Consider the following 21,304-nt stretch of genomic DNA (forward strand, 5'->3'; position numbering starts at 1 on the left):
GATACACATCTCACCTAAAAACCGCTCACTCTTGTATCCACCTTCNATGTATCCACCTTCTCCACCTGGATACACATCTCACCTAAAAACCGCTCACTCTTGTATCCACCTTCTCCCTCCAGATACACATCTCACCTAAAAACCGCTCACTTATGTATCCACCTTTTCCACCTGGATACACATCTCACCTAAAAACCGCTCACTCTTGTATCCACCTTCTCCATCTGGATACACATCTCTGCCAAAACCAGCTCACTCTTGTATCCACCTTTTCCATCTGGATACACATCTCACCTAAAAACCGCTCACTCTTGTATCCACCTTCCCTCTCTGAGTACACATCTCACCTAAAAACCGCTCACTCTTGTATCCACCTTCCTCATCTGAGTACACATCTCAGCCAAAACCCGCTCACCCATGTATCCATCTTCTCTCCAATCATGTCCACATGACCAGGAAGATCCAGTATAGAGGAGAACCATCCAGTTTCTTTAAATTTCTCTAGTTTTTCTTAGCATTCTTTGCAGCTAGAAACCCGCTAATCTTCCCGCCGGCGACTAGTATAAGAAGATTCCTTCGCCAATTTGGCTTTGTTCACTTTTCTGTTCACCTCTTCCATTGTTTCAAATTATTTTGCCTTTCTTCCTTCAGGGAAAACGTAAGGTTTTAATTTGAGAACAAACTCTTTGTCATTTCGGCAGCCTCCTTAAAGACCATCCAAAACTCAAAAACAAAAGGATACAAATGAGCATCACCCTCGCTCCTTTGCATCCTTTTTACTTGGAATCACTCGCCTGTTCCAGCCAGGTTTGCGACCACTTTTCTATATCCCTTATGAGAGGCTCCAAGGCCAATCCTTTTTCAGTCAATGAATATTCAATCCGGACCGGAGTTTCAGGGTACACTTCCCGCTTTATAATCCCTTCATTCTCCAAATCTTTTAACCTCTCTGATAGCACCCGGTTGCTCACGCCAGTACTTGAACTGATGGCGCTGAACCGTTGAGGTCCTGAAAGAAGCTGGTAAACGATAATGCCCGTCCACCTCTGGCTTAAAATACCCATCGCTTTTTCAAATCTTGGACAAATTGATCTATCCAACGAAATCAACTCCTTACCTTCTATTATACCCAAACGAAGAAAGAAACTAAATTACTTTTACTCAAATAAGCACTTGACGTAATTAAGTAATAAAAATATAATAAGTTACATAAAGTAACCTATTAAGTGCATCAGTTTTTTTCAAGAGTTCAAACTAACCATCATTAAAAGAGGTGTGAACATGAACTTCCATCGTAAACCCTATAGCTATGTCGGCAGAGTGAGTTTAAAGGTGCAGAATCTGGAACGCTCACTGGTCTTCTATAGAGAGGTCCTTGGCTTCAAAATTATTGACCAGACTGAGAAAATCGCCAGCCTTTCTGCTGATGGAAACACAGCTTTACTGACTCTGCAGCAGCCTTTGGATGTTGTTCCTAAAAACGGAAGAACGACAGGGTTGTATCACTTTGCTCTCCTTCTGCCGACGCGGGCGGATTTAGCCAATTTTGTCCAGCATTCCGCCAATATTGGTCTGCGCCTTGCGTCATCGGATCATCTTGTCAGCGAAGCTCTCTATTTCTCTGATCCGGATGGAAATGGAATCGAAGTCTATGCTGACCGCGCCCACACCGATTGGGACTGGAGCAGCGGCGAAGTGAAGATGTCCGTCGACCCTTTGGATTTCAAGGATCTTCTTTCTATAAAAAGAGACCATCCCTGGAGCGGCCTTCCTTCAGACACCGTAATGGGACATATTCATTTACATGTCTCCGAACTGAAAAAAACCGAGGAGTTTTATACAAAAGGGCTCGGATTTGAAGTGGTCTCCCGCTTCGGCAGCCAGGCACTTTTCATTTCCACTGGAGAGTATCATCATCATATCGGATTGAATACTTGGAACGGCATTGGTGCCCCTCCCCTTTCGCACCAGAGTGCGGGGCTGAAATCCTTTACCATTATTCTGCCAAGCGAGGAAGCACGAAACGAAGCCGCAGGCCGGCTGCAGAGCATAGGGGCAATCATTTCAGAAGAATTTGTAACGAAAGATCCTTCTGGCAACACCATCATATTAGAACTATCAGCCTGACGCGAATCTAAATTAGATAATTTTAAAAAATGGAGGAATTAATATGACAAATCAAAAACTGAACATCGGAATCATTCTAGGAAGCACAAGACAAGGACGCGTAAGCCCGCAGGTAGGCGAATGGGTAAAAGGCATCGCTGGCAGCCGTGAGACAGCCAATTATCAGATTGTCGATATCTCTGATTACAACCTTCCTTTCCTAGGAACGACAGATGGTACAGAGCCGGGAATTTCCGCCTGGAATGAAAAGCTGGACAGCTTGGACGGCTTTATCTTCATTGTCCAGGAATACAATCACAGCATAACCGGAGCTTTGAAAAATGCTATCGACTTTGCACGTGAAGCCTGGCACAACAAAGCAGCTGGCATCGTGAGCTATGGATCAACAGGCGGAGCCCGTGCGGCTGAGCACCTCCGAGGCATCCTTGGGGAATTAAAAGTAGCGGATGTCCGCACTCACCCAACGCTGTCACTCTTCACAGATTTTGAAAACTGGTCAGAGTTCAAACCCCAGGAGCTTCACCTTGCAAATATCAATGCCATGCTTGATGAAGTGGAAACTTGGAGCGGTGCATTGAAGACAATCAGAAATTAACAGAATTACAGGGTTCTTTCCATGGTCTTTTGGAAAGAACCCTTTTCTAATTACCCTCATCATCCATCATACAGTTTTTCGTAAAAATTGGTTTACCCCCTCCCTTTCAGTGGAAAGAAAAATACGTACACAATAATTCCAATAATTGAAAGGCGGTAATAAGTGTGGCATTTTTACACAGAAAGCAGCTCGTATTTGAAGCGAAACCAGAAAAGTCTGACCCCTTATTCGCGAAAAAATTACAGGAGTTAATCGGTGGACAATACGGTGAAATGACGATCTTCATGCAGTATTTGTTCCAAGGCTGGAATACAAGGGGCAAGCATGAAAAGTATAAAGATTTAATCATGGATACAGGAACGGAAGAAATCGGGCACGTGGAACTGCTGGCAACCATGGTAGCAAAGCTCTTGGACGGGGCTCCTGTCAGTGAACAGGAAAAAGCAGCCAAAGATCCTGTCATCGAAGCAGTACTTGGCGGCATGAATCCACAGCACGCAATCGTTTCAGGACTTGGCGCCATGCCTTCCGACAGTAATGGAAACCGCTGGACAGCCGATTATATCGTCGCAAGCGGAAACCTGATGGCTGACTTCCGCGCCAATCTCAACGCAGAATCACAAGGACGCCTGCAGGCAGCACGCCTTTATGAAATGACAGATGATAAGGGTGTTAAAGAAATGCTGTCCTACCTTATTGCCCGTGACACGATGCACCAGAACCAGTGGATTGCAGCACTGCAGGAACTGGCTGAAGAAGAAGGCGGCATCATTGTTCCGACAACCGTCAAAGAGGACAAGGAAGCGGACGGATTCTCTCACCAGTTATTCAACTATTCCGAGGGTGAGGAAAGCAGTCAGGGACGCTGGGCAAATGGCGCAAGTCCTGACGGCAAGCAATTCGAATACGTAGATCACCCTAAAATTGTCGGCGGCCCGCTGGAATTGGATCCAGCACCGGCTGAACTTCATAATACCCCACCGCCGAAGAAATAATATCAAAAAACGGGAGACAGTCCGGCTGTCTCCCGTTTCTAATTTATCCTCCGCTGATCAATCAACACTTCTCAAAAACCCGCCAATCACCTCTACATATTCCTCCGGCTCTTCCACATACGGCATATGAGCACTCTGCTCAAACACATGGAATTTTCCCAGGGGCGTCAGCGAGCTGAAATACTCCGTCGATTTCGGAGTTGCTTCATCATAACGGCCGCACGTATATAACGCCGGCACCTTGAAGTCTTTCAATTCACCTGTACAATCAAAGCTTTTCAGGTTGCCAGTCACATGGAATTCAGAAGGTCCCCACATATGATTGTATACCTCCGGCCCTCTGAACTCCCTGCCCTTTTTTAAAAATTCCGGATACGGATCAAGCCTGCAGACAAAGTGCTTATTGAACACTTCAGTCGCTTTTTTATATTCCTCAGAATCAGTTGTACCGTTGATTTCATTTCTTCTCAACGCGTCTTGCACTTCAACCGCAAGGAGCTTTCGATTCTCTTCCTGGTCTTCAGCCCACATCGGAGCGCTTAAGCATGGACTTGAAAAAATGATGCTCTTCACTCCTTCTGGTTTTGCCAGGTAGTAAGCAGCAGCCAGTGTTGTTCCCCAGGAATGTCCGAGGATATGAAACTCATCCAGCTCAAGTCCGTCTTTCACCTGGCCGAGCTCCTCGACAAACCGGTCAATGTGCCATAAAGACTTATCCGCCGGGCGGTCAGACTTTCCACAGCCTAACTGATCATAGAAAATGACTGGGCGGTCTTCCGCAAGAATACGGAGTCCCTGCATCGAATAATGCGAAGAACCCGGTCCACCATGTAAAATGATCACCGGTGTATTCTTCGATTTTTCATTATGTATCTGATACCAAACCTTACCGCCGTTTACTTCGATAAAACCTTCATTCACTAACATTTATTATTCCTCCCTGCTCTATAAAAAAGTAACACATAGTAAGAATTCTACCATATTTACTTTAATCCTTTTGATAGTGACAAATCCATTGAAACCCATTACAATAGGATTGTAACAGTATTTCCCAATATATATAGAAAGCAGGTTGATCTATTTAATGAAATCCCCATTTTGTCCCTGCGGATGCGGCAAGAACGCAAACGCCTGCAGCTCCACACCCCATGTAAGAGTTTTCTCAAAACCCCTCACCAGCCCTGAAGAACGGGCAGAAATCATCGAGAACATCGAACTTTGCTCCACTTTTAGAATGCGGATGCGCGGCCACTTTCTCTTTTACGGAAAAGACCTTGCAGCCTACGTAAAGCAAACCAACGTCACTCAAAACACCACCCACTTCCTTGAACTTTTCTCCGACTACTTATACGAAAAATGCGGCTCGGGCACCCTCCAGTCTTGGCAAGATTGCGGCCATCACTTTTGGGATGAATTCATCTCAACCTACTGCCCTCACAATCTCGCGCTCTCACATAGAGAGAAAGAAGCACAGAAACTTTTATTCCAGCTAACCAAGTTTGCTAATTGGCTGGACACCCACACCCGCTCCACCGTGCTTCCTCTTATCACCCCTTGTATTCAAACACACAAGCCCCAGCTCAATCTCTCTGAAAAAATAATCAACCACCTCTTGAAAAAACACTATCCAACTATCCTAAGCAAGAATTGGAACTATCTGAATGCACTTGATGAATTGGAGACCCTTTATGACCGATACGACGATGTAGTGGATGGACTGTTCGAAGTAACTGGAACCGTTGATACAATTGTGAGAGCCACTCATGTCAACTCAAATGAATCTTATCCGATTCAAGGACTGCCAGCACACCTTCTAAAATCTCCACTCCTTATTCACGGGGAAATCGGAAAAAGGTACAAAGAAAAGAAATGGAACTGGTTCTTCACCTCTGGAGTCTACCCTATCGGCGCCAAACAATATCTTCCGCTTCACATAGAAACTGCCCAATCAAGTCTTTACCTGGATACCTGGTTTAGGGTCTGATGAGCAATTCCGTGTCACCATACTAGATAAAAGGAGACAGAAATCCCGCTCCCGGGACGACTGTCTCCTTTTTTAGTGTGTGCTTGGCGGTTGCTTGCAGCTTATCGGCGGTTTCCATGCTTTTATCGGCGGACCTCACGCTTTTATCGACGGAAAGCCTCATTTTATCGGCGGGGCCCACACTTTTATCGGCGGAAAACTACTTTTTATCGGCGGGGACCACGCTTTTATCGACGGAAAGCCTCACTTTATCGGCGCGGTCCACACTTTTATCGGCGGAAAACTACTTTTTATCGGCGGAAAGCCTCATTTTATCGGCGCGGCCCGCACTTTATAGACGGAAAGCCTCATTTTATCGGCGGGGCCCACACTTTTATCGGCGGAAAACTACTTTTTATCGGCGGGGCCCACGCTTTTATCAACGGAAATCTGCAATTTTTCGGCGCGGCCCGCACTTTTATCGGCGGAAGTCCACATTTTATCTGCGGAAAGCCTCACTTTATCAGCGAAACCTCCGATTCACCAGCCTGCGACACTCCCGCCTCTCTTCTTCTCTAGTAGTAAACCTCCGGCAGTACTTCCTGTTCTTCAAGCAGCTTGAAAACACGGATATGGAATTCGAACTCTTCATAGTTCATAGCCGTGTCCTGGCGGAAATCATACGAGGAAAAGAAGGACTCCAGCAATTCGCCGCTCTCATTATCCAATAGATTTGAAAGCAGCAATTTATTTTTCAACCTCTTATACATAAGGGAATGTCCATACAACTTGAAGATTTCTTCCATTTCTCTTTCTGTCATGATTCTCTGACTCTCCTTTTTCACAAGATTCAATAGTGTATGCAAGTGCCGGCTCTCCCGAAGCGGTACCTGTCCCGGCAGGAATGACAGCCTTCTGCAAAGAGGCACAGGCAGAACCACCATTTTTGGAACAGAGAAGAGGGTGCTTGTTTATAATAAATCGAATGATATTTTTACAGAAAGGAAGCGACAGCATGACAAAGGAAAAAATCCCTTCAGATTTATATGAAGCGTTGCGAAACGCCGGTTTCCAGTTGGAAACACAGCTCAATGAATATATTCATAAGTATATGAATCAAAAAGAATTTGCCGCTGCGGCAACTGTTTTTAAAAAAGCACACGGAAGGCTGATGGATCTTCTGCAGGAGTTTCACGAAACAGCATCACCTCATTTAAAAACTCCTACAAAGAAAGATGTGGCGACCATCGCACAGCTGGTCGTACAAGTAGAAGAAAAGGTAGATGTGCTGAGCGACCAGGTTGCCGAGTTAACAGAAACAATCCAAAAGTTGAACAGCAGCACGCCGGACAAAAAGGAACAAACCGAGGCTCCTGCAGAATCTCCAGAAGAGGCAGCTGTCTGGGATACTCTTAAAGAGGAGAGAAGGAAAAGGCTACAGGCGATGAGTGAAGCGGCGAAAAGTTCAATAGAGTCGAAGCTTGGTACTCTTTCAGCTTCTGAAATACTCAAAGGAGCCAACTTCTCCCAGCTGTTTGAAATGCTCCAGGGGATGAAAAAAAGTGAGTAACAAGGACTGGGATTCTCAGAAGGAGATCGAGCGCTGGAAAGGCTTTTTCAGCATATGGACAGATCCAGAACCGGAAGTCGGCCCGACACCCAGAACGGCCGTCTGGAAAAAGAACAAGGCGACTCTCTGGCATTATCCTTCCACTCAAAAGAAGTATGTAGTGCCGCTCTTTCTCGTGTACTCTTTAGTCAATAAAGCGTATGTCCTGGATATGGCTCCAGGGGCGAGCATGATTGAGTCGTTCGTGGAAAATGGATACGATGTCTACTTGCTGGAATTCGGTTCCCCGGGTTATGAAGATAGAGATATCAACGTAGATGCCTATGTCCTCGATTATATTCAGAGAGCTGTCCGGAAGGCACTGGCTCATGCAGGTGCTGAAGACATCACCGTCATCGGGTACTGTGTCGGCGGGACACTTGCCGCCATCTATGCTTCTCTTGCAGAAGAACCAATCCGGAATCTGGTCATCTGTGTTGCCCCAATCGACTTTTCCACTTCGCCAAAGTTTGATCAGTGGGTGGAATATATCCGTGAAAATGATATAAATATAGAAAGCTTGATGGACATAAACGGATCGATTCCGCCAAAGCTCATGAAAATCGGGCTTCGCGCTGCCAGTTCCCCTGTCTATTTCAGCCACTACCTTTCTCTATTAAATAAAGCTTATGATAAAGAGTATGTTGCTAGCTGGCGGAGGTTCAATAAATGGACAAACGATCATGTCGGCTTTCCTGAGGGTGCCATGCAGCAACTAGCTAACGACATTGTTAAAGAAAACAAGTTCATGAAAGGCACACTCACAATCAGAGGGAAAACCGCCGCTCCTTCAAAAATCCGATCCAACCTGCTTGTCGTAGCAGGAAAGCATGACCGGCTGGTTCCAGAAAGTTTGAGCAAAGACTTCGTCAACGTCGTTTCCAGCAAGGACAAAACCTACCGGCCCGTAACAGGCGGCCATACTACCCTTGCCGTAAAAGGGAAAGGGCTTCCGCCGTTTCTCGCAGATTGGCTGCCGCAGAGGTCGAACTGATTCCTACTTCAAAAACCACTTGATTTGTGCGGCTGATCACAACCCAACTCACTCTAATTACAAGGAAAAGGCACGAAGGATAATCTTCGTGCCTTTTCCTTGTTAAAATGACACCCACTATAGCCTAAGAACTCGTAAGTTTTACCGCTTTGCAAACCTACAGATACATACCTCCGTTTTATAATGAAAAGTTATTGTTCCATTTTGTTGATATTTTGAAAATAGGTGATGAAGTTCTGCTGTAAATTCTTCGTAACTACTATCTAATTTTGATGGAGTGTAGGATAACGAGAGTGCGCCTCCTACAAAACCTTCTTCCGTTAATGTATGCCAGTTATCATAATATAGCTTGGTATAATCTTGGCCAAAAAAATCAAACTTTTCTTTGTCTGGATCAAAGTCTGAAATCCCAGCATTTGTTTTAACTTTATATGTATGTAGAATACTTCTATACTCTTTCGCTAATTGACTGTCCAACTGCATTTCATTAAACAAAATAATTACATGCCCATCTTCCTTTAAAATTCGTTGGAATTCTTTTTTGCATAATTGTTTATCAAACCAGTGAAACGCCTGTGCAATAGTGATAATATCAACACTATCTTCTTTCAAAGCAGTTACTTCAGCTGGAGAATTAATGAAGTTGATGTTTTTATTATTCCCGCAATATTTTTTACACTCTTCAAGCATATGCTCGTTTGGTTCAATCGCAAACACTTCGCAGCCTAATTCACCTAACAAATTGGTAAGAAGTCCAGTCCCTGCCCCAATATCTGCAATTGAGGAGTGTTCATTAATTCCCAGCTCTCTAATTGCACTTAATACTTCTATTGGATAAGAAGGTCTTCCAATTGCATATTCCTTTGATTTATTACTAAATTCATTTTTCATAGCAGGTCTCCAAATCTGTGAATACTTTGAATTTTAAGATCAATATATAGAAAAAGCAAGAAACAAAAACAGTTTAAAAAGGTACATTTTGTTTTATTACCTGCTCCAAATTGGGTTAGGTTTTAAGGCTATAAAAAAATGTCTATTTCATATATATCACTGCAATATTAAACATCTTGTGGACTAACTATTAATTGAGGCTTACACTCTGATTGTTGTAAAAAAGCAAGTCTATTTGTACTAAAGAAAGATTTATTTATAGAAACCTTTCTAAATAATCGCCAAATATTTTGTTCATAACTTTAGGTGTATTTTCTAAATAAACATTAATCTGTTTCATGTTTGATTGAAATTTATCATCATTTCTTTCATCTGTTGGAAAATCAGATATTCCTTTGATAATAATGCATTCAACATCATTCTTCTTACAGATATAAGCAATGGCACCCGCTTCTGTATCGGCTATAGTGATTTCGTTTTCTTTCAGTTCTAAATAGTCGTTCCACATAACCACTGCTTTATCAGCGGTACCAATTGTGCCGGTATGAAAATCACTTCCATATTTAGATAGATCTATATCGACTATGAAGGATTGTTTAATAAAAGGCTCGACTTCTTTTACTGTGCAATCATATTGAACAGCTTTATCGGGTACAAAAACATCCAAGTTACTGAACTTATCATCTATTCCTGCACATGCTCCAGCAACAATGACTTTCGTTAAGTTAAACTTTGAAATCATATACTGATTACCGCCAACACCATTTACTTTTCTTACACCGGTACTATAAAAAACACGTTCAGTATCATTCATTGTTCTTATGAAATATTCGCCATAAGGATAACCGAAACGTTCATGATCTTTTATGCCGAAATAGTCCAATGCTGCGTCATATTCCCACTTCGTTGCTATACTTATACCTATCATCCACTAATCACCCTGCAAATATAATCTTTCACTATTGAATCTTGGCACTATCCGTCTTTACTCTGTTCATCCACAATTCGTTACTAACATGTAAATATCCTTTTTTTGCTTAACTGCTTCGTCTAACTGACGAACAACATTTAACAAAAAATGTTGTATAACAAAGGCGGCTGCTTGTTCAGCAAAGGCTCCTATTAGTTTTTATAGCAAGTTTCGTATTCGTCCTTCATCAAAATACTCTGACAAGCCAAACCGAATTCGTGATAAATATCTTTGCCAATGCGCAAATTGATGCTTCGATCTGAATCAGGATAATCAGGGTCAAGATTTTGTATTTGCAAAGTATCTTCATCCAGCCAATCCATATTGAATGTACTTTTTGCATCTCCATAATAAACAGTTTGAACCTTATGATCCTCATTGTTATAGGTAACTTCAACCCACACATTAACACCGCCGGCTGCTCCCCCGTAGGGTTCATAGTAGGCATCAGCTGTATAGGCGTCTGTTGGTGAGGTGACAGGTCCAGGCCCCTTTTGCATAGATTCTTTATTAATTTGATCAAATGTGAAAAAGTAAGCTTCATAGATATAGATTGAAGAAACTAAAACAACTCCCGACAACGTTGCAATCAACAGTCTTTTTGGAAAAGGTTTCTTTTTTATGAAAGCACTTATTGCCTTGGCACTTAGAACTAAAAATAAAAATAGAGTCGTGCAAGCGATTAACAAATAGAACAAAATTAAAATACCATTTCCCCCTTAACTGTATTAGATCGTAATCCAATTTGTTAAGTTTCGATTTCCTCTATTAAATGAAGAAATCCAATAACCATTAAGCGTACCTTCAGTTACTGACTCCTATAATTTAATATCAGTTTCTTTATTTTTCTTTATAAAAGTGAGGACAATCACATTCACCAGTACCCCCAACCCCAGGAAACCGGAGTAATAAATACCTTGTATGGCTGATCCGAAACCTTTTTCGATTACATCTGCCTCAGCAAGGAAGAAGGGCAGGAAAAACGCCAAAATGGCTAAGAGTATTAGCGTAAGTGTTGGTATAAATCGTTTTGAGTAGCGAATTCCTATTGTCCAATAAGCTGAAGCTATTATTATGGACCTCGGCAAAATAAACGAGAAAATCAAATTTAAAACTGATGTACTCAACTAATCCCTCCTATAGTTCACTGCCTGCCAACGAAACTAACGGATGGCAACTGCTTTCTCCGCCGCTTTTAATGGAGAGGTTTTTGGTTAGTCTTCTTAATGAATGGACTTATAGCTGTACCAATGGACACACCGATCATACTGGCAGCAGAGTAAAAAGCAATTCCCGCTCCCTGATCAGTTCCACCGAGCTGAATGTAACTGTAAAGAAAACCGAAGATACTGGCAGCGCCCAAAACCACACAGACTGTATAAACTTTATTTCCTAAATACTTCGCCAACAGCGGAAGTGCAATTGACAGGAATAAGACAATCAAGATAAACGGCAGCCATCCTTCTAAAAAAAGCAAAGTCCCTAACTCCTTCATAAAAGATTCCCCCTTTAGATGTTTTGACGACAGCCAAGCTCTTTAAGTTTCTTATTCTTTATCGAAGTGGATTAATTGAAAATTATGTGTATTCCCTCTGTTTATATTAACATAAATATCCAGGTGTTTCTTTTTATTGTATGATTCATATGCCAAATGAAAAGCAAAAACACATGTGACTTCCAATCATAATCACATGTGTTTTTGCTTTTCATTGATTTGTTTGCCCTCTGAAGTTACTCGTGGTTATCAGGTGCTTTCCGCCAGCGGCAATCTATACAAAAACCTTATTAAAGATTCAGCTTGTCTTCGAGCAATTTTTTATTATGAAGGATTCCAGGATCCTCCGGCCGGTATTTCCTGGCTATCTCATTATGTTCATAAGATTTCTCGAAATTCTTTAAATAATAATGGCACTTGCAGAGGTTCTGATGTGGAACCCATGTAGAATACGCTTTGTAAGTAAAGCCCCAATTACCTTTGTCCGGTTCGTAATCGATCGCCCGCTCGAACCATACTACCGCGCTCTCGTAGTTTTGCTCATTTGAGAGTATCGTCCCCAGCCTGCAGCAAGCCTCTGGTCTTGGCACGTCATACTCAAAAGATTTATAAAGAATTTCCTTCTGCTCATCGAACATCCCCATCTTTCCATAGCAGTCCGCCAGACGGCTGCATGCCGCTATTTTATCTTCTTTCCAGCCGCCCTCCATCCACAGAAAGGTTTCATAAGCATTCATCGCTCTTTCATACAGTCCATTTTCATTTAATTCATTTCCATAGTAGTAGTAATCTCTCGGAGAAAATTCATCTCCATTCTCCAATCTCTTTTCATAGATAGCGAGATTTCGTCCTGTGGAATGGTGGACCCTCTTATGCGAGACACAAATATCAGAATCCAAGATGTTCCCTGAGACCACCAAATACACATGGCAATCTCCTTCCCATTGAAAGTTTTTGGATCGTTTCACCAGCCTGTTTCTCCTAAAACTAAGGGTGACATTTCCATACTCGTCAAAGCCGTAATTATAGATCATTGAAACCGAGTCGACTGAAGGGTCCAAATTCTTCTTCAGCTCCAGGAATTTCTTCTGATCCTCTTCCATTATCACATCATCCGCGTCAAGCCATAGAATATAATCCATTGTCGCATGCTTAAAAGAGAAATTACGTGCAGGCTCAAAATTGCCAACCCACTCGAAATCATAAATCTTATCCGTGAATTCACTGGCGATTTCCCTTGACCGGTCAGTTGAGCCTGTATCAACAATAATAATTTCATCTGCTATATCCTTGGCAGAATTCAAACAGTTCCACAGTGTGGCTTCTTCATCCTTCACGATCATACATAAACTGATGGTTATCACTTCAGCACCCCTTTATTCACTTGTCTTCAGGCGTCCGTTTCAGGATGCCCTCTTAGTCCAAGCAAGTAGTTTCCATTGTTAATATATGTTTCTTTATCTCAATAGTGTAGGGATGATGGCAAAATAGATATATACCCTGCTTGGCTGAACCCCAGAAATAAGAAAATCAACTATCCCTTTATCCAAAAGAGAGCATACCCTGTAACAAGGGTTTAAAACGATTCCTTTTTTCAAAAGGCGCACTAATTTATCCTATGTAAAAAAGCGAGATCACTGCCTTTTGAAAAGAGTTCAAGAAAGAGAGGGGCAAAGATTTGCGCATTGTACAGATTTCCACTGATACTCTCCCTGTTCCACCTCCTAAATATGGCGGCATTCAGCGTTTAGTCCATTCATTATCAGAAGAACTTGTTAAAAGAGGACATGAGGTCTATGTGTTCGCACCTAAAGGAAGCACCTCTTCCGGCACCATCATTCCATACCCGCACACTGGCCCTAAGCCGGAATTTATCAAGAAGTTTGTAAAAGAGAACCTCCCTGACAATATCGACATCATTCATGACCATACTCATTTTTCTCTTATCGACAAACTGAAGCTGCCTGTGCCGACAATCAGCAATATTAATATCAATTCCACTACTTTTCCGAGGTATCCCGTTTACATCAGCAAAAATGCTCTGCAGGAATCAGGAGGCAATAAAGGGTTCTGCGTTTATCCCGGGATTGACCTGACTCAATACGAATTCTCTGAAACCAAAAAAGACTACCTATTATTCTTGGGAGAAATCAAATTACAAAAAGGTATTTTGCCAGCCTTAGAAATAGCCCGCCTTATAAATATGAAGCTGATTATTGCTGGACCGGTATATAATAGAGAGTTTTTTACACAGGAAGTAGAACCGATCATTGAAGGAAACCCTGACATCAGCTATATAGGAGAAGTCGGTGGAAAGCACAAACAGGAATTACTCAAGCACGCCCGCTGCCTCCTGTTCCCCATCACCTTCAGGGAGCCTTTCGGTATTGTCATGATAGAAGCTCTGGCTTGCGGCACCCCGGTTCTTGCCTTTGATAAAGGGGCCGTAAGCGAAGTTTTGCAAGGTTTTCCCCAAATGATTTGCCATGACCTTGAAGACATGGTTGAAAAGTTAAGGAATCAGCACTTTCCCGCACCACAAGCCTTGCGCCAATATACCGAAGAACACTTTTCTACAGAAAAAATGGCAGATAGGTATCTGGAGCTCTATGAGAAGATCATCAATCAAGAGCTCCCGCCTGTTCATGATCCTGATTTCATCATCAGCTCCTACGAAAAAGAAATGGCAGACGGAGGAAGCCCTTCTGCGAAAGGCTCGTTTGAATATGCATCAGCATTAAAGGATAAAAATCAGATCAGTCAGGCTATCAATGTATTTGAGTCATGTGCAGAAAAAGCGGACGGCATATATAAAACAAGAGCTCTGTATGAACTCGCCATACTTTATCAAGATCAGGGACAACTGGACATGGCCAAGGAATGCTGTTTTAAATCCTTCCATTCCAGCCTTCCAAGAGCTGAGTTCTGCTGCAGGCTCGGATATTGTTTCAAGCAGGAAGGAAAGATAGATGAAGCTCTGTTGTGGTTTAAATTGGCGACACAGCTGGAAAAACCTTCACACCGTGATACCTTATATGATGAAGGCTGCTGGAGCTGGGTTCCTCATCTGGAGCTCTGCGTCTGCTATTTCAAGAAGAAAGACTATAATGTATCCTTATTTCATAATAATCGGGCAGGAGAGTACATTCCGAACGATAAAAGAATCCTTCAAAACAAAGAACTTTTAGAAAAAAAAATAGCGAAGGAAGAAAAACCTGCGAAATAAAACTGCTATATCCAAACAGACTTTGGTGGCGCAACATAAAGAGCCGCACGGGAAGCACTCAGTCTTCTCATGCGGCTCTTTTTTTTCATAGATTCCTTATAGCTGTCTTCTATTAAGCTGCTGGGCCAGTTGGGCCGGTTGGACCCGTTGGACCTATTGGGCCTATTGGACCGGTTGCTCCCGTTGGACCTGCTGGGCCTGCCGGGCCAGTTGCTCCCGTTGGACCTGCTACTCCTGCTGGGCCGGTTGCTCCCGTCGGACCTGCTGGGCCTGCTGGGCCGGTTGCTCCCGTTGGGCCTGCTACTCCTGCTGGGCCGGTTGCTCCCGTCGGACCTGCTACTCCTGCCGGGCCGGTTGCTCCCGTTGGACCTGCTACTCCTGCCGGGCCGGTTGCTCCCGTTGGACCTGCTACTCCTGCTGGGCCAGTTGCTCCCGTTGGACCTGCTACTCCTGCCGGGCCGGTTGCTCCCGTTGGACCTGCTGGGCCGGTTGCTCCCGTCGGACCTGCTGGGCCTGCCGGGCCGGTTGCTCCCGTTGGGCCTGCTACTCCTGCTGGGCCGGTTGCTCCCGTTGGGCCTGCTACTCCTGCCGGGCCAGTTGCTCCCGTTGGGCCTGCTACTCCTGCCGGGCCAGTTGCTCCCGTTGGGCCGGTTGCTCCCGTCGGACCTGCTGGGCCTGCTGGGCCGGTTGCTCCCGTTGGGCCTGCTACTCCTGCCGGGCCAGTTGCTCCCGTTGGACCTGCTACTCCTGCCGGGCCAGTTGCTCCCGTTGGACCTGCTGGGCCAGTTGCTCCCGTCGGACCTGCTGGGCCTGCCGGGCCGGTTGCTCCCGTTGGGCCTGCTACTCCTGCCGGGCCAGTTGCTCCCGTTGGGCCTGCTACTCCTGCCGGGCCAGTTGCTCCCGTTGGACCTGCTACTCCTGCCGGGCCGGTTGCTCCCGTTGGACCTGCTACTCCTGCCGGGCCGGTTGCTCCCGTTGGACCTGCTGGGCCTGCTGGGCCTTCATCAGCTCCTAATAATTCATCAGCCACAAGACGATGGGCAGGCACTAATGCGCCAGAAGCTGATTTACCCCACACGGATATCTGGGTACTTTCTTCTGCGTCTCCATTGGTAGTGAATACGAATTCAAATCCATCAAAATTGGCAAAATAGTTACGTGTAACTACTTCGTTTGGCGCCAATGAAATCTGTTCCAATACGTATAACGTCCGGGTACCATTTAAAGCGTATCCTTGGATCAATACGGTGGAAGATTCAGCAGAATCCCGGTTATCCAATTTAACTGTGACTTGTGTACTCGGGCGTACTCCACCTACCGGGTTATTGGCTATAGGTCCAGTAGATAATACTGCCATGTAAACGACCTCCTTTAATAATAATTTTTTAAAAAAGTCTCCGGCAGAACTCTAGTTTCTGATAAGCTGCATCCGGAGGAAATCGAATATATTTTGCAGCCTCTTTTTTCTTGTGGCTTTATCTATCAAAATTCTGTAGTACTACTAGCTGCAAAGGCTATACTCTCTATATCTTATTCTCTGAAGTTCTCACTGATTGTGAGATTGTCCATATTTATAATCTTTTTATTCTGCACCGAGATGCTCCTCGGAGACAAGACGATGCGAAGTGGTAAGCTGGCCTGCTGCATTTCTGCCCCACATGGAAATCTGTGTATCCTCTGCCCCAGCTTCACTGGTAGTGAATACATATTCAAATGCATTAAGATTAGCGAAATAGTTTCGGGTCACGACTTCATTTGCCCCAACATTGATTTGTTCCAAAACATAGAGGGTTCTGGATCCATTTAAGAAATATCCCTGAATTAGCACCGTTGCAGCACTGACTGCACTCGTATTGATAATTTTCACTAAAACCTGAGTGGTCGGCCTGGTCCCATTTACTGGATTATTCTCGATTGGGCCGCTTGATATCACTGCCATTTATTGTTACCTCCTTCCCTTTTTTACAAAGGGACGACTTTCTTGACGTTTTTCAACCTCAAGTAACGTCCGTCTGCAAGAGACAGATCTCCCTTTGTTCTATATCTTATTCTCTGTTTCTATTAATGATTGAGTATAAGCCCTATTAATCCATTAGTTTGATAATAAAAAAGAAGGTAGAAAGAAAAGAAGCTGCATCGTCAAGCCAGCTTCTCTTCTAAATAATAGGGGAGATGCAACCTCTTCGCCCAATAGGAAGATAGGTGAGGTCATTCTTCTGTATTTTTTCCATTTGAAGACAGTTTCTTCCGTCAAAGATAATGGGTTTCTTCATTAATAATTTATAGTTTGAAAGAGGAAATTCGGTAATTTCCTCCCAGTCTGTAGCAATGAATGCCGCTTCTGCATCCAGCAGTGCTTCTCCCATGCTGCCCGAGTAAACTACAGAATTGCCCAATTCTTTTTCTGCGTTCTCCATTGCAACGGGATCGTAGACATGTACATTGGCTCCTTCGTGAATAAGTGCCTTTGCCAGTTTTATCGCCTGAGATTCTCGGATGTCATCTGTTCCGGGCTTAAACGCAAGGCCCAGCAGTGCTGCTTTTTTGTTTCTCAAAGAACCCATATGAGTGCGGGCTTTATTCATCAGTACTTCTGATTGACTGTCATTTACGTTCATGACAGCCTCCAATATTTCAAATCGGCAACTCACTTTTTCTGCGATATGATGTAATGCTTTTGTATCTTTTGGAAAGCAGGATCCCCCGTATCCAATTCCTGCCTTGAGGAACTGCGGGCCGATTCTCTTATCAAGCCCCATGCCGGCAGCCACTTCTTCCACATCAGCTCCCACTCTCTCGCAAATAGCGGCAATTTCATTGATAAAACTGATTTTTGCTGCCAGAAATGCATTCGAAGCATACTTGATCATTTCGGCGCTTCTGATGTCGGTTCGAACGACGGGAACATGAAAATCTTTATACATTTCCTGAATGAGATCGCCCGCCTCTTTGGAAGCTGCTCCTATAACGATTCTGTCTCCATGAAAGGTGTCATAGATGGCGGATCCTTCCCTAAGGAATTCGGGACATGAAACCACCTCAACATTCAGTGCCGGGCTTTTCTTTGAGTGAATCCAATAAGAAATTTTTTCATTTGTTCCTGGAGGGACTGTGCTTTTCGTAACCACCACACAATTCTGAGTAATATGGCATGCCATATCGTCTACAGCCTTTTTCAAGTAGGAGAGATTGGGCGATCCATCCTCCTTCTCAGGAGTTCCCACCGCAAGCACTATGACATCTCTCTGTCTATAAGCCTCCTTGCAGTTCGTCGTAAAATGAAGCCTGCCTGCTTTTATATTTTTTTCTATTAATTCCTTCAGTCCCGGTTCGTATATTGGCGGCTCTCCCCTTTGAAGCTGCTCAATTTTTTCAGAATCGATATCAAAGCATACAACTTCATGGCCTCTTTCCGCGAGGCAGGCCCCGGTGACTAAGCCGACATATCCTGCACCTGTGATTGTCACTTTCAATTAAGCCCTCTCCTTTTCAGTTTGGTTGGATGATAGATTTCATATAGTCCTCCAGCTCCGTTTTCAAATCGGGACGCTTCAGGGCAAAGTCGATTGTCGCTTGAATGAAACCCAGTTTGTCGCCAATGTCATACCGCTTCCCTTTAAAGTGATAGGCAAGGACTTTATCATCCACCAGCAGCTTTTTGAGTGCATCCGTCAGTTGAATTTCCCCTCCGGAACCAGGCTCCAGGTCTTTTAATACCGAAAAAATTTCCGGCTTCAAGATATAGCGGCCCATGACCGCCACCGTTGAGGGCGCATCACTGATAGACGGCTTCTCTACCAAATCTTTCACCGTGTATATATGCTCCTCTTGCCTGCCTGAGAGGCTTACAATCCCATATTTTGATACATCTTCTGGAGCCACTTTCTGTACCCCGATAATGGAATGTTGATATTTTTCGTAAATATTCATAAGCTGCTTCAAGCAAGGCTCTGACTCATTTTGAACAATGTCGTCCCCCAGCATGACAGCAAAGGGTTCATTTCCGATGAAACTCCTGGCACAGTAAATGGCATCTCCGAGTCCATTGGGTTCTTTTTGGCGGATATAATGGATATTCGCCAGTTCAGAGATTTGCTGGACGTCTTTCAGGATTGACCATTTCCCTTTTTTGGCAAGCGTCTCCTCCAACTCATAAGCTTTATCAAAATGGTCTTCGATCGCCCTTTTTCCTCTGCCGCTGATAATTAAGATGTCTTCGATTCCGGAAGCGGCCGCTTCTTCAATGATGTATTGAATGGCTGGTTTATCGACAATCGGAAGCATTTCCTTAGGCTGCGCTTTGGTAGCAGGCAGGAACCTTGTACCGAGACCCGCTGCCGGTATGATCGCCTTTTTGATTTTCATGATGTAATTGACCTCCTTCCTGCAAAATTGTTTTTTCTAGCTCACTGACACAAGCTGGAGAACAGATTCGCTGTCCCCGGGAGCTTGGTCACAGCAGATATAGTATTTTATGTTGAGGATTGCCGGTTCGCTTTAGGTGGTTTACACGATACGTGGTTTTGGGCGGATGGGGTGGTGGTTTCGAAGGGAACTTAGGCACTATATAAAGGGCAGAGATTTCCCTATTTTTATCAAATAAGGGGCAAATCTGAAATTAACGGAATAATATTCCCTTATTACTCAGCAGCATGGAGGATAGCTAAAATAGAGGAACATATTTCCCCTATTTAATAAATAGCGGCCAAAACAGCTTAATTAACGGAATAATATTCCCTTATTGGACTCTAAAAGCTGTAAATAGTCACTTCTGCTCTCCATAAGGGAAAAAGATTCCTTTATTTCCGTTCAAAATGGGGCATATCTGAAATTAACGGAATATTGTTCCCTTATTACTGAGCAGGATGGAGGTTAGCTAAAATAGAGGAACAAATTTCCCCTATTTGATAAATAGCAGACAAAACCGCTTCATTAACGGAGTAATGTTCCCTCATTTGACTCTAAAAGCTGTAAATAGTCACTTCTGCTCTCCATAAGGGAAAAAGATTCCTTTATTTCCGTTCAAAATGGGGCATATCTGAAATTAACGGAATATTGTTCCCTTATTACTGAGCAGCATGGAGGATAGCTATAATAGAGGAACAAATTTCCCCTATTTAATAAATAGCGGCCAAAACCGCTTCATTAACGGAATAATATTCCCTTATTTGACTCTAAAAGCTGTAAATAGTCACTTCTGCTCTCCATAAGGGAAAAAGATTCCCTTATTTCCGTTCAAAATGGGGCATATCTGAAATTAACGGAATATTGTTCCCTTATTTGACTCTAAAAGCCGTAAATAGTCACTTCTGCTCTCCATAAGGGAAAAAGATTCCTTTATTTCCGTTCAAAATGGGGCAAATCTGAAATTAACGGAATATTGTTCCCTTATATTTTACGAGCTAGTAGTTACTCTGCTGAGGGACATGATTTTATTAAAATAAACTATTATTACCGAAAATCCAGTAAATTAATTGACAAATTTTAGAATTATATTAAACTAAAAATAGTTCATCCTCTCTTCCTTAAATTTCTTTTTATTCCTCTGTAAGGCTTTATTTACCTAGAAACTTATCCAACATAAAATATATCAATCCTCTTTTTGTCTCTCGTTATCGTTAAAATATTTCCGAAGATGGTTCATTCGTGGTGTCTACAATTTACAATATTTATAGATTCAAATACCCTTTTTTAAGGAATTTAGGATAGAACGTTTTCAGGCCAATTAAGCATGCAAGCCGGCTGTATAATTATTGGAAAGGAGAAAGATGCCATGGGGTTTGAAGAAGATTACCAGGCGTTTATTGATGCTCACTTACAGGAAAGATCAGGTGAACGGCTGCGGCGCTTGCAAGAAGGACACCAACATGCTGAAATGTCATTTTTAAAGCAGGTATGGTGGCCCTTGTTTCATCATTTTCGTTATCTGCATCCAGAGTATGAAGTCAATGATTTTAAAGATGGTAAACGATATTTGGATTTTGCTTATATTCGTCCCGCCATCCGTCTTTGCCTGGAGATCGACGGGTACGGTCCTCATTTAAAGAGCATAAGCAGATGGCAATTTACCGACAACTTGGAACGGCAGAACCAGCTGGTGATTGACGGATGGACCGTGATCCGCTTTTCTTATGACCAAGTGAAAGAGAATCCCCGTCGATGCCAGCAAATTGTTCAGCAAGTGATTGGCCGATGGGTGGGGGATGAAATGGACCTTTCCACCCTGTCCTTAGTCGAAAAGGAAGTGCTGCGGCTGACAATCCGGAAAGGAGACGCCATATTCCCGATAGAAGTTGAGAAGGATTTGAAACTATGTGGCAAGACGGCAAGAAAAGTGCTTTCTCAACTAGTCAATAAAAACATCATGGCTCCCGCATCCGGAGTCGAGAGGATCCGTTCTTATCGGTTGGGTGATCAAGTTAAGCATCCGATTCAATAA

Annotated in this window: 22 protein-coding genes; 9 read left to right on the plus strand and 13 right to left on the minus strand. The window is 43.5% G+C overall.

Annotation, left to right across the window (positions count from 1 at the left end):
• Positions 1-776 precede the first annotated feature (776 nt).
• Entirely contained in the window at positions 777-1,100 is a 324-nt protein-coding gene (locus FZC78_RS19885; RefSeq protein WP_148941839.1) for a winged helix-turn-helix transcriptional regulator, read from the minus strand.
• 181 nt (positions 1,101-1,281) lie between these two features.
• On the opposite strand from FZC78_RS19885, the gene FZC78_RS19890 reads away from it, so the two are divergent.
• The 3 genes from FZC78_RS19890 to FZC78_RS19900 all read left to right on the plus strand — a co-directional run bounded on the left by FZC78_RS19890 (position 1,282) and on the right by FZC78_RS19900 (position 3,717).
• Positions 1,282-2,127: a VOC family protein gene (locus FZC78_RS19890; RefSeq protein ID WP_148941841.1), complete on the plus strand. Its 846-nt coding sequence runs from the start codon at positions 1,282-1,284 to the stop codon at positions 2,125-2,127.
• Positions 2,128-2,170: 43 nt separating this feature from the next.
• Positions 2,171-2,722, plus strand: a complete 552-nt coding sequence (locus FZC78_RS19895; RefSeq protein WP_148941843.1) for an NADPH-dependent FMN reductase — start codon at positions 2,171-2,173, stop codon at positions 2,720-2,722.
• A 164-nt stretch (positions 2,723-2,886) separates the two neighbouring features.
• Positions 2,887-3,717: a manganese catalase family protein gene (locus tag FZC78_RS19900; RefSeq protein ID WP_148941845.1), complete on the plus strand. Its 831-nt coding sequence runs from the start codon at positions 2,887-2,889 to the stop codon at positions 3,715-3,717.
• Between the two features lie 57 nt (positions 3,718-3,774).
• On the opposite strand, the gene FZC78_RS19905 is transcribed toward FZC78_RS19900, so the two are convergent.
• Complete coding sequence (locus FZC78_RS19905; RefSeq protein WP_148941847.1) at positions 3,775-4,644, minus strand: proline iminopeptidase-family hydrolase; 870 nt, start codon at positions 4,642-4,644, stop codon at positions 3,775-3,777.
• A gap of 157 nt (positions 4,645-4,801) precedes the next feature.
• Between FZC78_RS19905 and FZC78_RS19910 the strand changes: the two genes are divergently transcribed.
• Both FZC78_RS19910 and FZC78_RS19915 read left to right on the plus strand, forming a co-directional pair.
• Positions 4,802-5,701 (plus strand): hypothetical protein, encoded by a 900-nt coding sequence (locus FZC78_RS19910; protein ID WP_148941849.1) that lies wholly within the window; start codon positions 4,802-4,804, stop codon positions 5,699-5,701.
• A 94-nt stretch (positions 5,702-5,795) separates the two neighbouring features.
• Positions 5,796-6,038: a hypothetical protein gene (locus FZC78_RS19915; RefSeq protein ID WP_148941850.1), complete on the plus strand. Its 243-nt coding sequence runs from the start codon at positions 5,796-5,798 to the stop codon at positions 6,036-6,038.
• A gap of 217 nt (positions 6,039-6,255) precedes the next feature.
• Here the strand turns inward: FZC78_RS19915 and FZC78_RS19920 are convergent, their stop codons facing one another.
• Positions 6,256-6,501 carry a hypothetical protein gene (locus FZC78_RS19920; protein WP_148941851.1) on the minus strand — a complete coding sequence of 82 codons (246 nt, stop codon included), beginning with the start codon at positions 6,499-6,501 and terminating at the stop codon, positions 6,256-6,258.
• Between the two features lie 194 nt (positions 6,502-6,695).
• On the opposite strand from FZC78_RS19920, the gene FZC78_RS19925 reads away from it, so the two are divergent.
• Together FZC78_RS19925 and FZC78_RS19930 are read left to right on the plus strand one after the other, a co-directional pair.
• A complete protein-coding gene (locus tag FZC78_RS19925) occupies positions 6,696-7,250 on the plus strand; it encodes a hypothetical protein (protein WP_148941852.1) in 555 nt (184 codons plus the stop codon).
• Positions 7,243-8,283 carry an alpha/beta fold hydrolase gene (locus tag FZC78_RS19930; RefSeq protein ID WP_148941853.1) on the plus strand — a complete coding sequence of 347 codons (1,041 nt, stop codon included), beginning with the start codon at positions 7,243-7,245 and terminating at the stop codon, positions 8,281-8,283. The genes FZC78_RS19925 and FZC78_RS19930 overlap by 8 nt, the downstream gene beginning before the upstream one ends.
• Before the next feature lie 141 nt (positions 8,284-8,424).
• Here the strand turns inward: FZC78_RS19930 and FZC78_RS19935 are convergent, their stop codons facing one another.
• From FZC78_RS19935 to FZC78_RS19960, 6 genes are all read right to left on the minus strand, one after another.
• Positions 8,425-9,174, minus strand: coding sequence for a class I SAM-dependent methyltransferase (locus FZC78_RS19935; protein ID WP_148941854.1), 750 nt, complete (start codon positions 9,172-9,174; stop codon positions 8,425-8,427).
• A gap of 256 nt (positions 9,175-9,430) precedes the next feature.
• Positions 9,431-10,102, minus strand: a complete 672-nt coding sequence (locus tag FZC78_RS19940) for a phosphorylase family protein (RefSeq protein ID WP_148941855.1) — start codon at positions 10,100-10,102, stop codon at positions 9,431-9,433.
• 194 nt (positions 10,103-10,296) lie between these two features.
• On the minus strand, positions 10,297-10,842 hold the full coding sequence (locus FZC78_RS19945; protein ID WP_252183696.1) for a DUF5412 family protein: 546 nt from the start codon (positions 10,840-10,842) through the stop codon (positions 10,297-10,299).
• A 120-nt stretch (positions 10,843-10,962) separates the two neighbouring features.
• Entirely contained in the window at positions 10,963-11,271 is a 309-nt protein-coding gene (locus FZC78_RS19950) for a hypothetical protein (RefSeq protein WP_148941857.1), read from the minus strand.
• A 68-nt stretch (positions 11,272-11,339) separates the two neighbouring features.
• Positions 11,340-11,639, minus strand: a complete 300-nt coding sequence (locus tag FZC78_RS19955; protein ID WP_148941858.1) for a hypothetical protein — start codon at positions 11,637-11,639, stop codon at positions 11,340-11,342.
• A gap of 290 nt (positions 11,640-11,929) precedes the next feature.
• Entirely contained in the window at positions 11,930-13,003 is a 1,074-nt protein-coding gene (locus tag FZC78_RS19960; RefSeq protein WP_148941859.1) for a glycosyltransferase, read from the minus strand.
• 314 nt (positions 13,004-13,317) lie between these two features.
• Between FZC78_RS19960 and FZC78_RS19965 the strand changes: the two genes are divergently transcribed.
• Positions 13,318-14,865 carry a glycosyltransferase gene (locus FZC78_RS19965; protein ID WP_148941860.1) on the plus strand — a complete coding sequence of 516 codons (1,548 nt, stop codon included), beginning with the start codon at positions 13,318-13,320 and terminating at the stop codon, positions 14,863-14,865.
• 112 nt (positions 14,866-14,977) lie between these two features.
• On the opposite strand, the gene FZC78_RS24425 is transcribed toward FZC78_RS19965, so the two are convergent.
• The 4 genes from FZC78_RS24425 to galU form a co-directional block, all read right to left on the minus strand.
• On the minus strand, positions 14,978-16,222 hold the full coding sequence (locus FZC78_RS24425; RefSeq protein WP_148941861.1) for an exosporium protein: 1,245 nt from the start codon (positions 16,220-16,222) through the stop codon (positions 14,978-14,980).
• A gap of 225 nt (positions 16,223-16,447) precedes the next feature.
• Positions 16,448-16,804, minus strand: a complete 357-nt coding sequence (locus FZC78_RS19975) for a hypothetical protein (protein WP_148941862.1) — start codon at positions 16,802-16,804, stop codon at positions 16,448-16,450.
• Positions 16,805-17,021: 217 nt separating this feature from the next.
• Positions 17,022-18,332 (minus strand): UDP-glucose dehydrogenase family protein, encoded by a 1,311-nt coding sequence (locus tag FZC78_RS19980; protein ID WP_353733589.1) that lies wholly within the window; start codon positions 18,330-18,332, stop codon positions 17,022-17,024.
• Between the two features lie 22 nt (positions 18,333-18,354).
• Positions 18,355-19,230 carry a UTP--glucose-1-phosphate uridylyltransferase GalU gene (galU, locus tag FZC78_RS19985; RefSeq protein WP_148941864.1) on the minus strand — a complete coding sequence of 292 codons (876 nt, stop codon included), beginning with the start codon at positions 19,228-19,230 and terminating at the stop codon, positions 18,355-18,357.
• A gap of 1,408 nt (positions 19,231-20,638) precedes the next feature.
• Here galU and FZC78_RS19990 point away from each other — a divergent pair.
• A complete protein-coding gene (locus tag FZC78_RS19990) occupies positions 20,639-21,304 on the plus strand; it encodes a DUF559 domain-containing protein (protein ID WP_148941865.1) in 666 nt (221 codons plus the stop codon).

Source organism: Rossellomorea vietnamensis (genome assembly GCF_008180415.1).
Classification (GTDB): Bacteria; Bacillota; Bacilli; order Bacillales; family Bacillaceae_B; genus Rossellomorea; species Rossellomorea vietnamensis_C.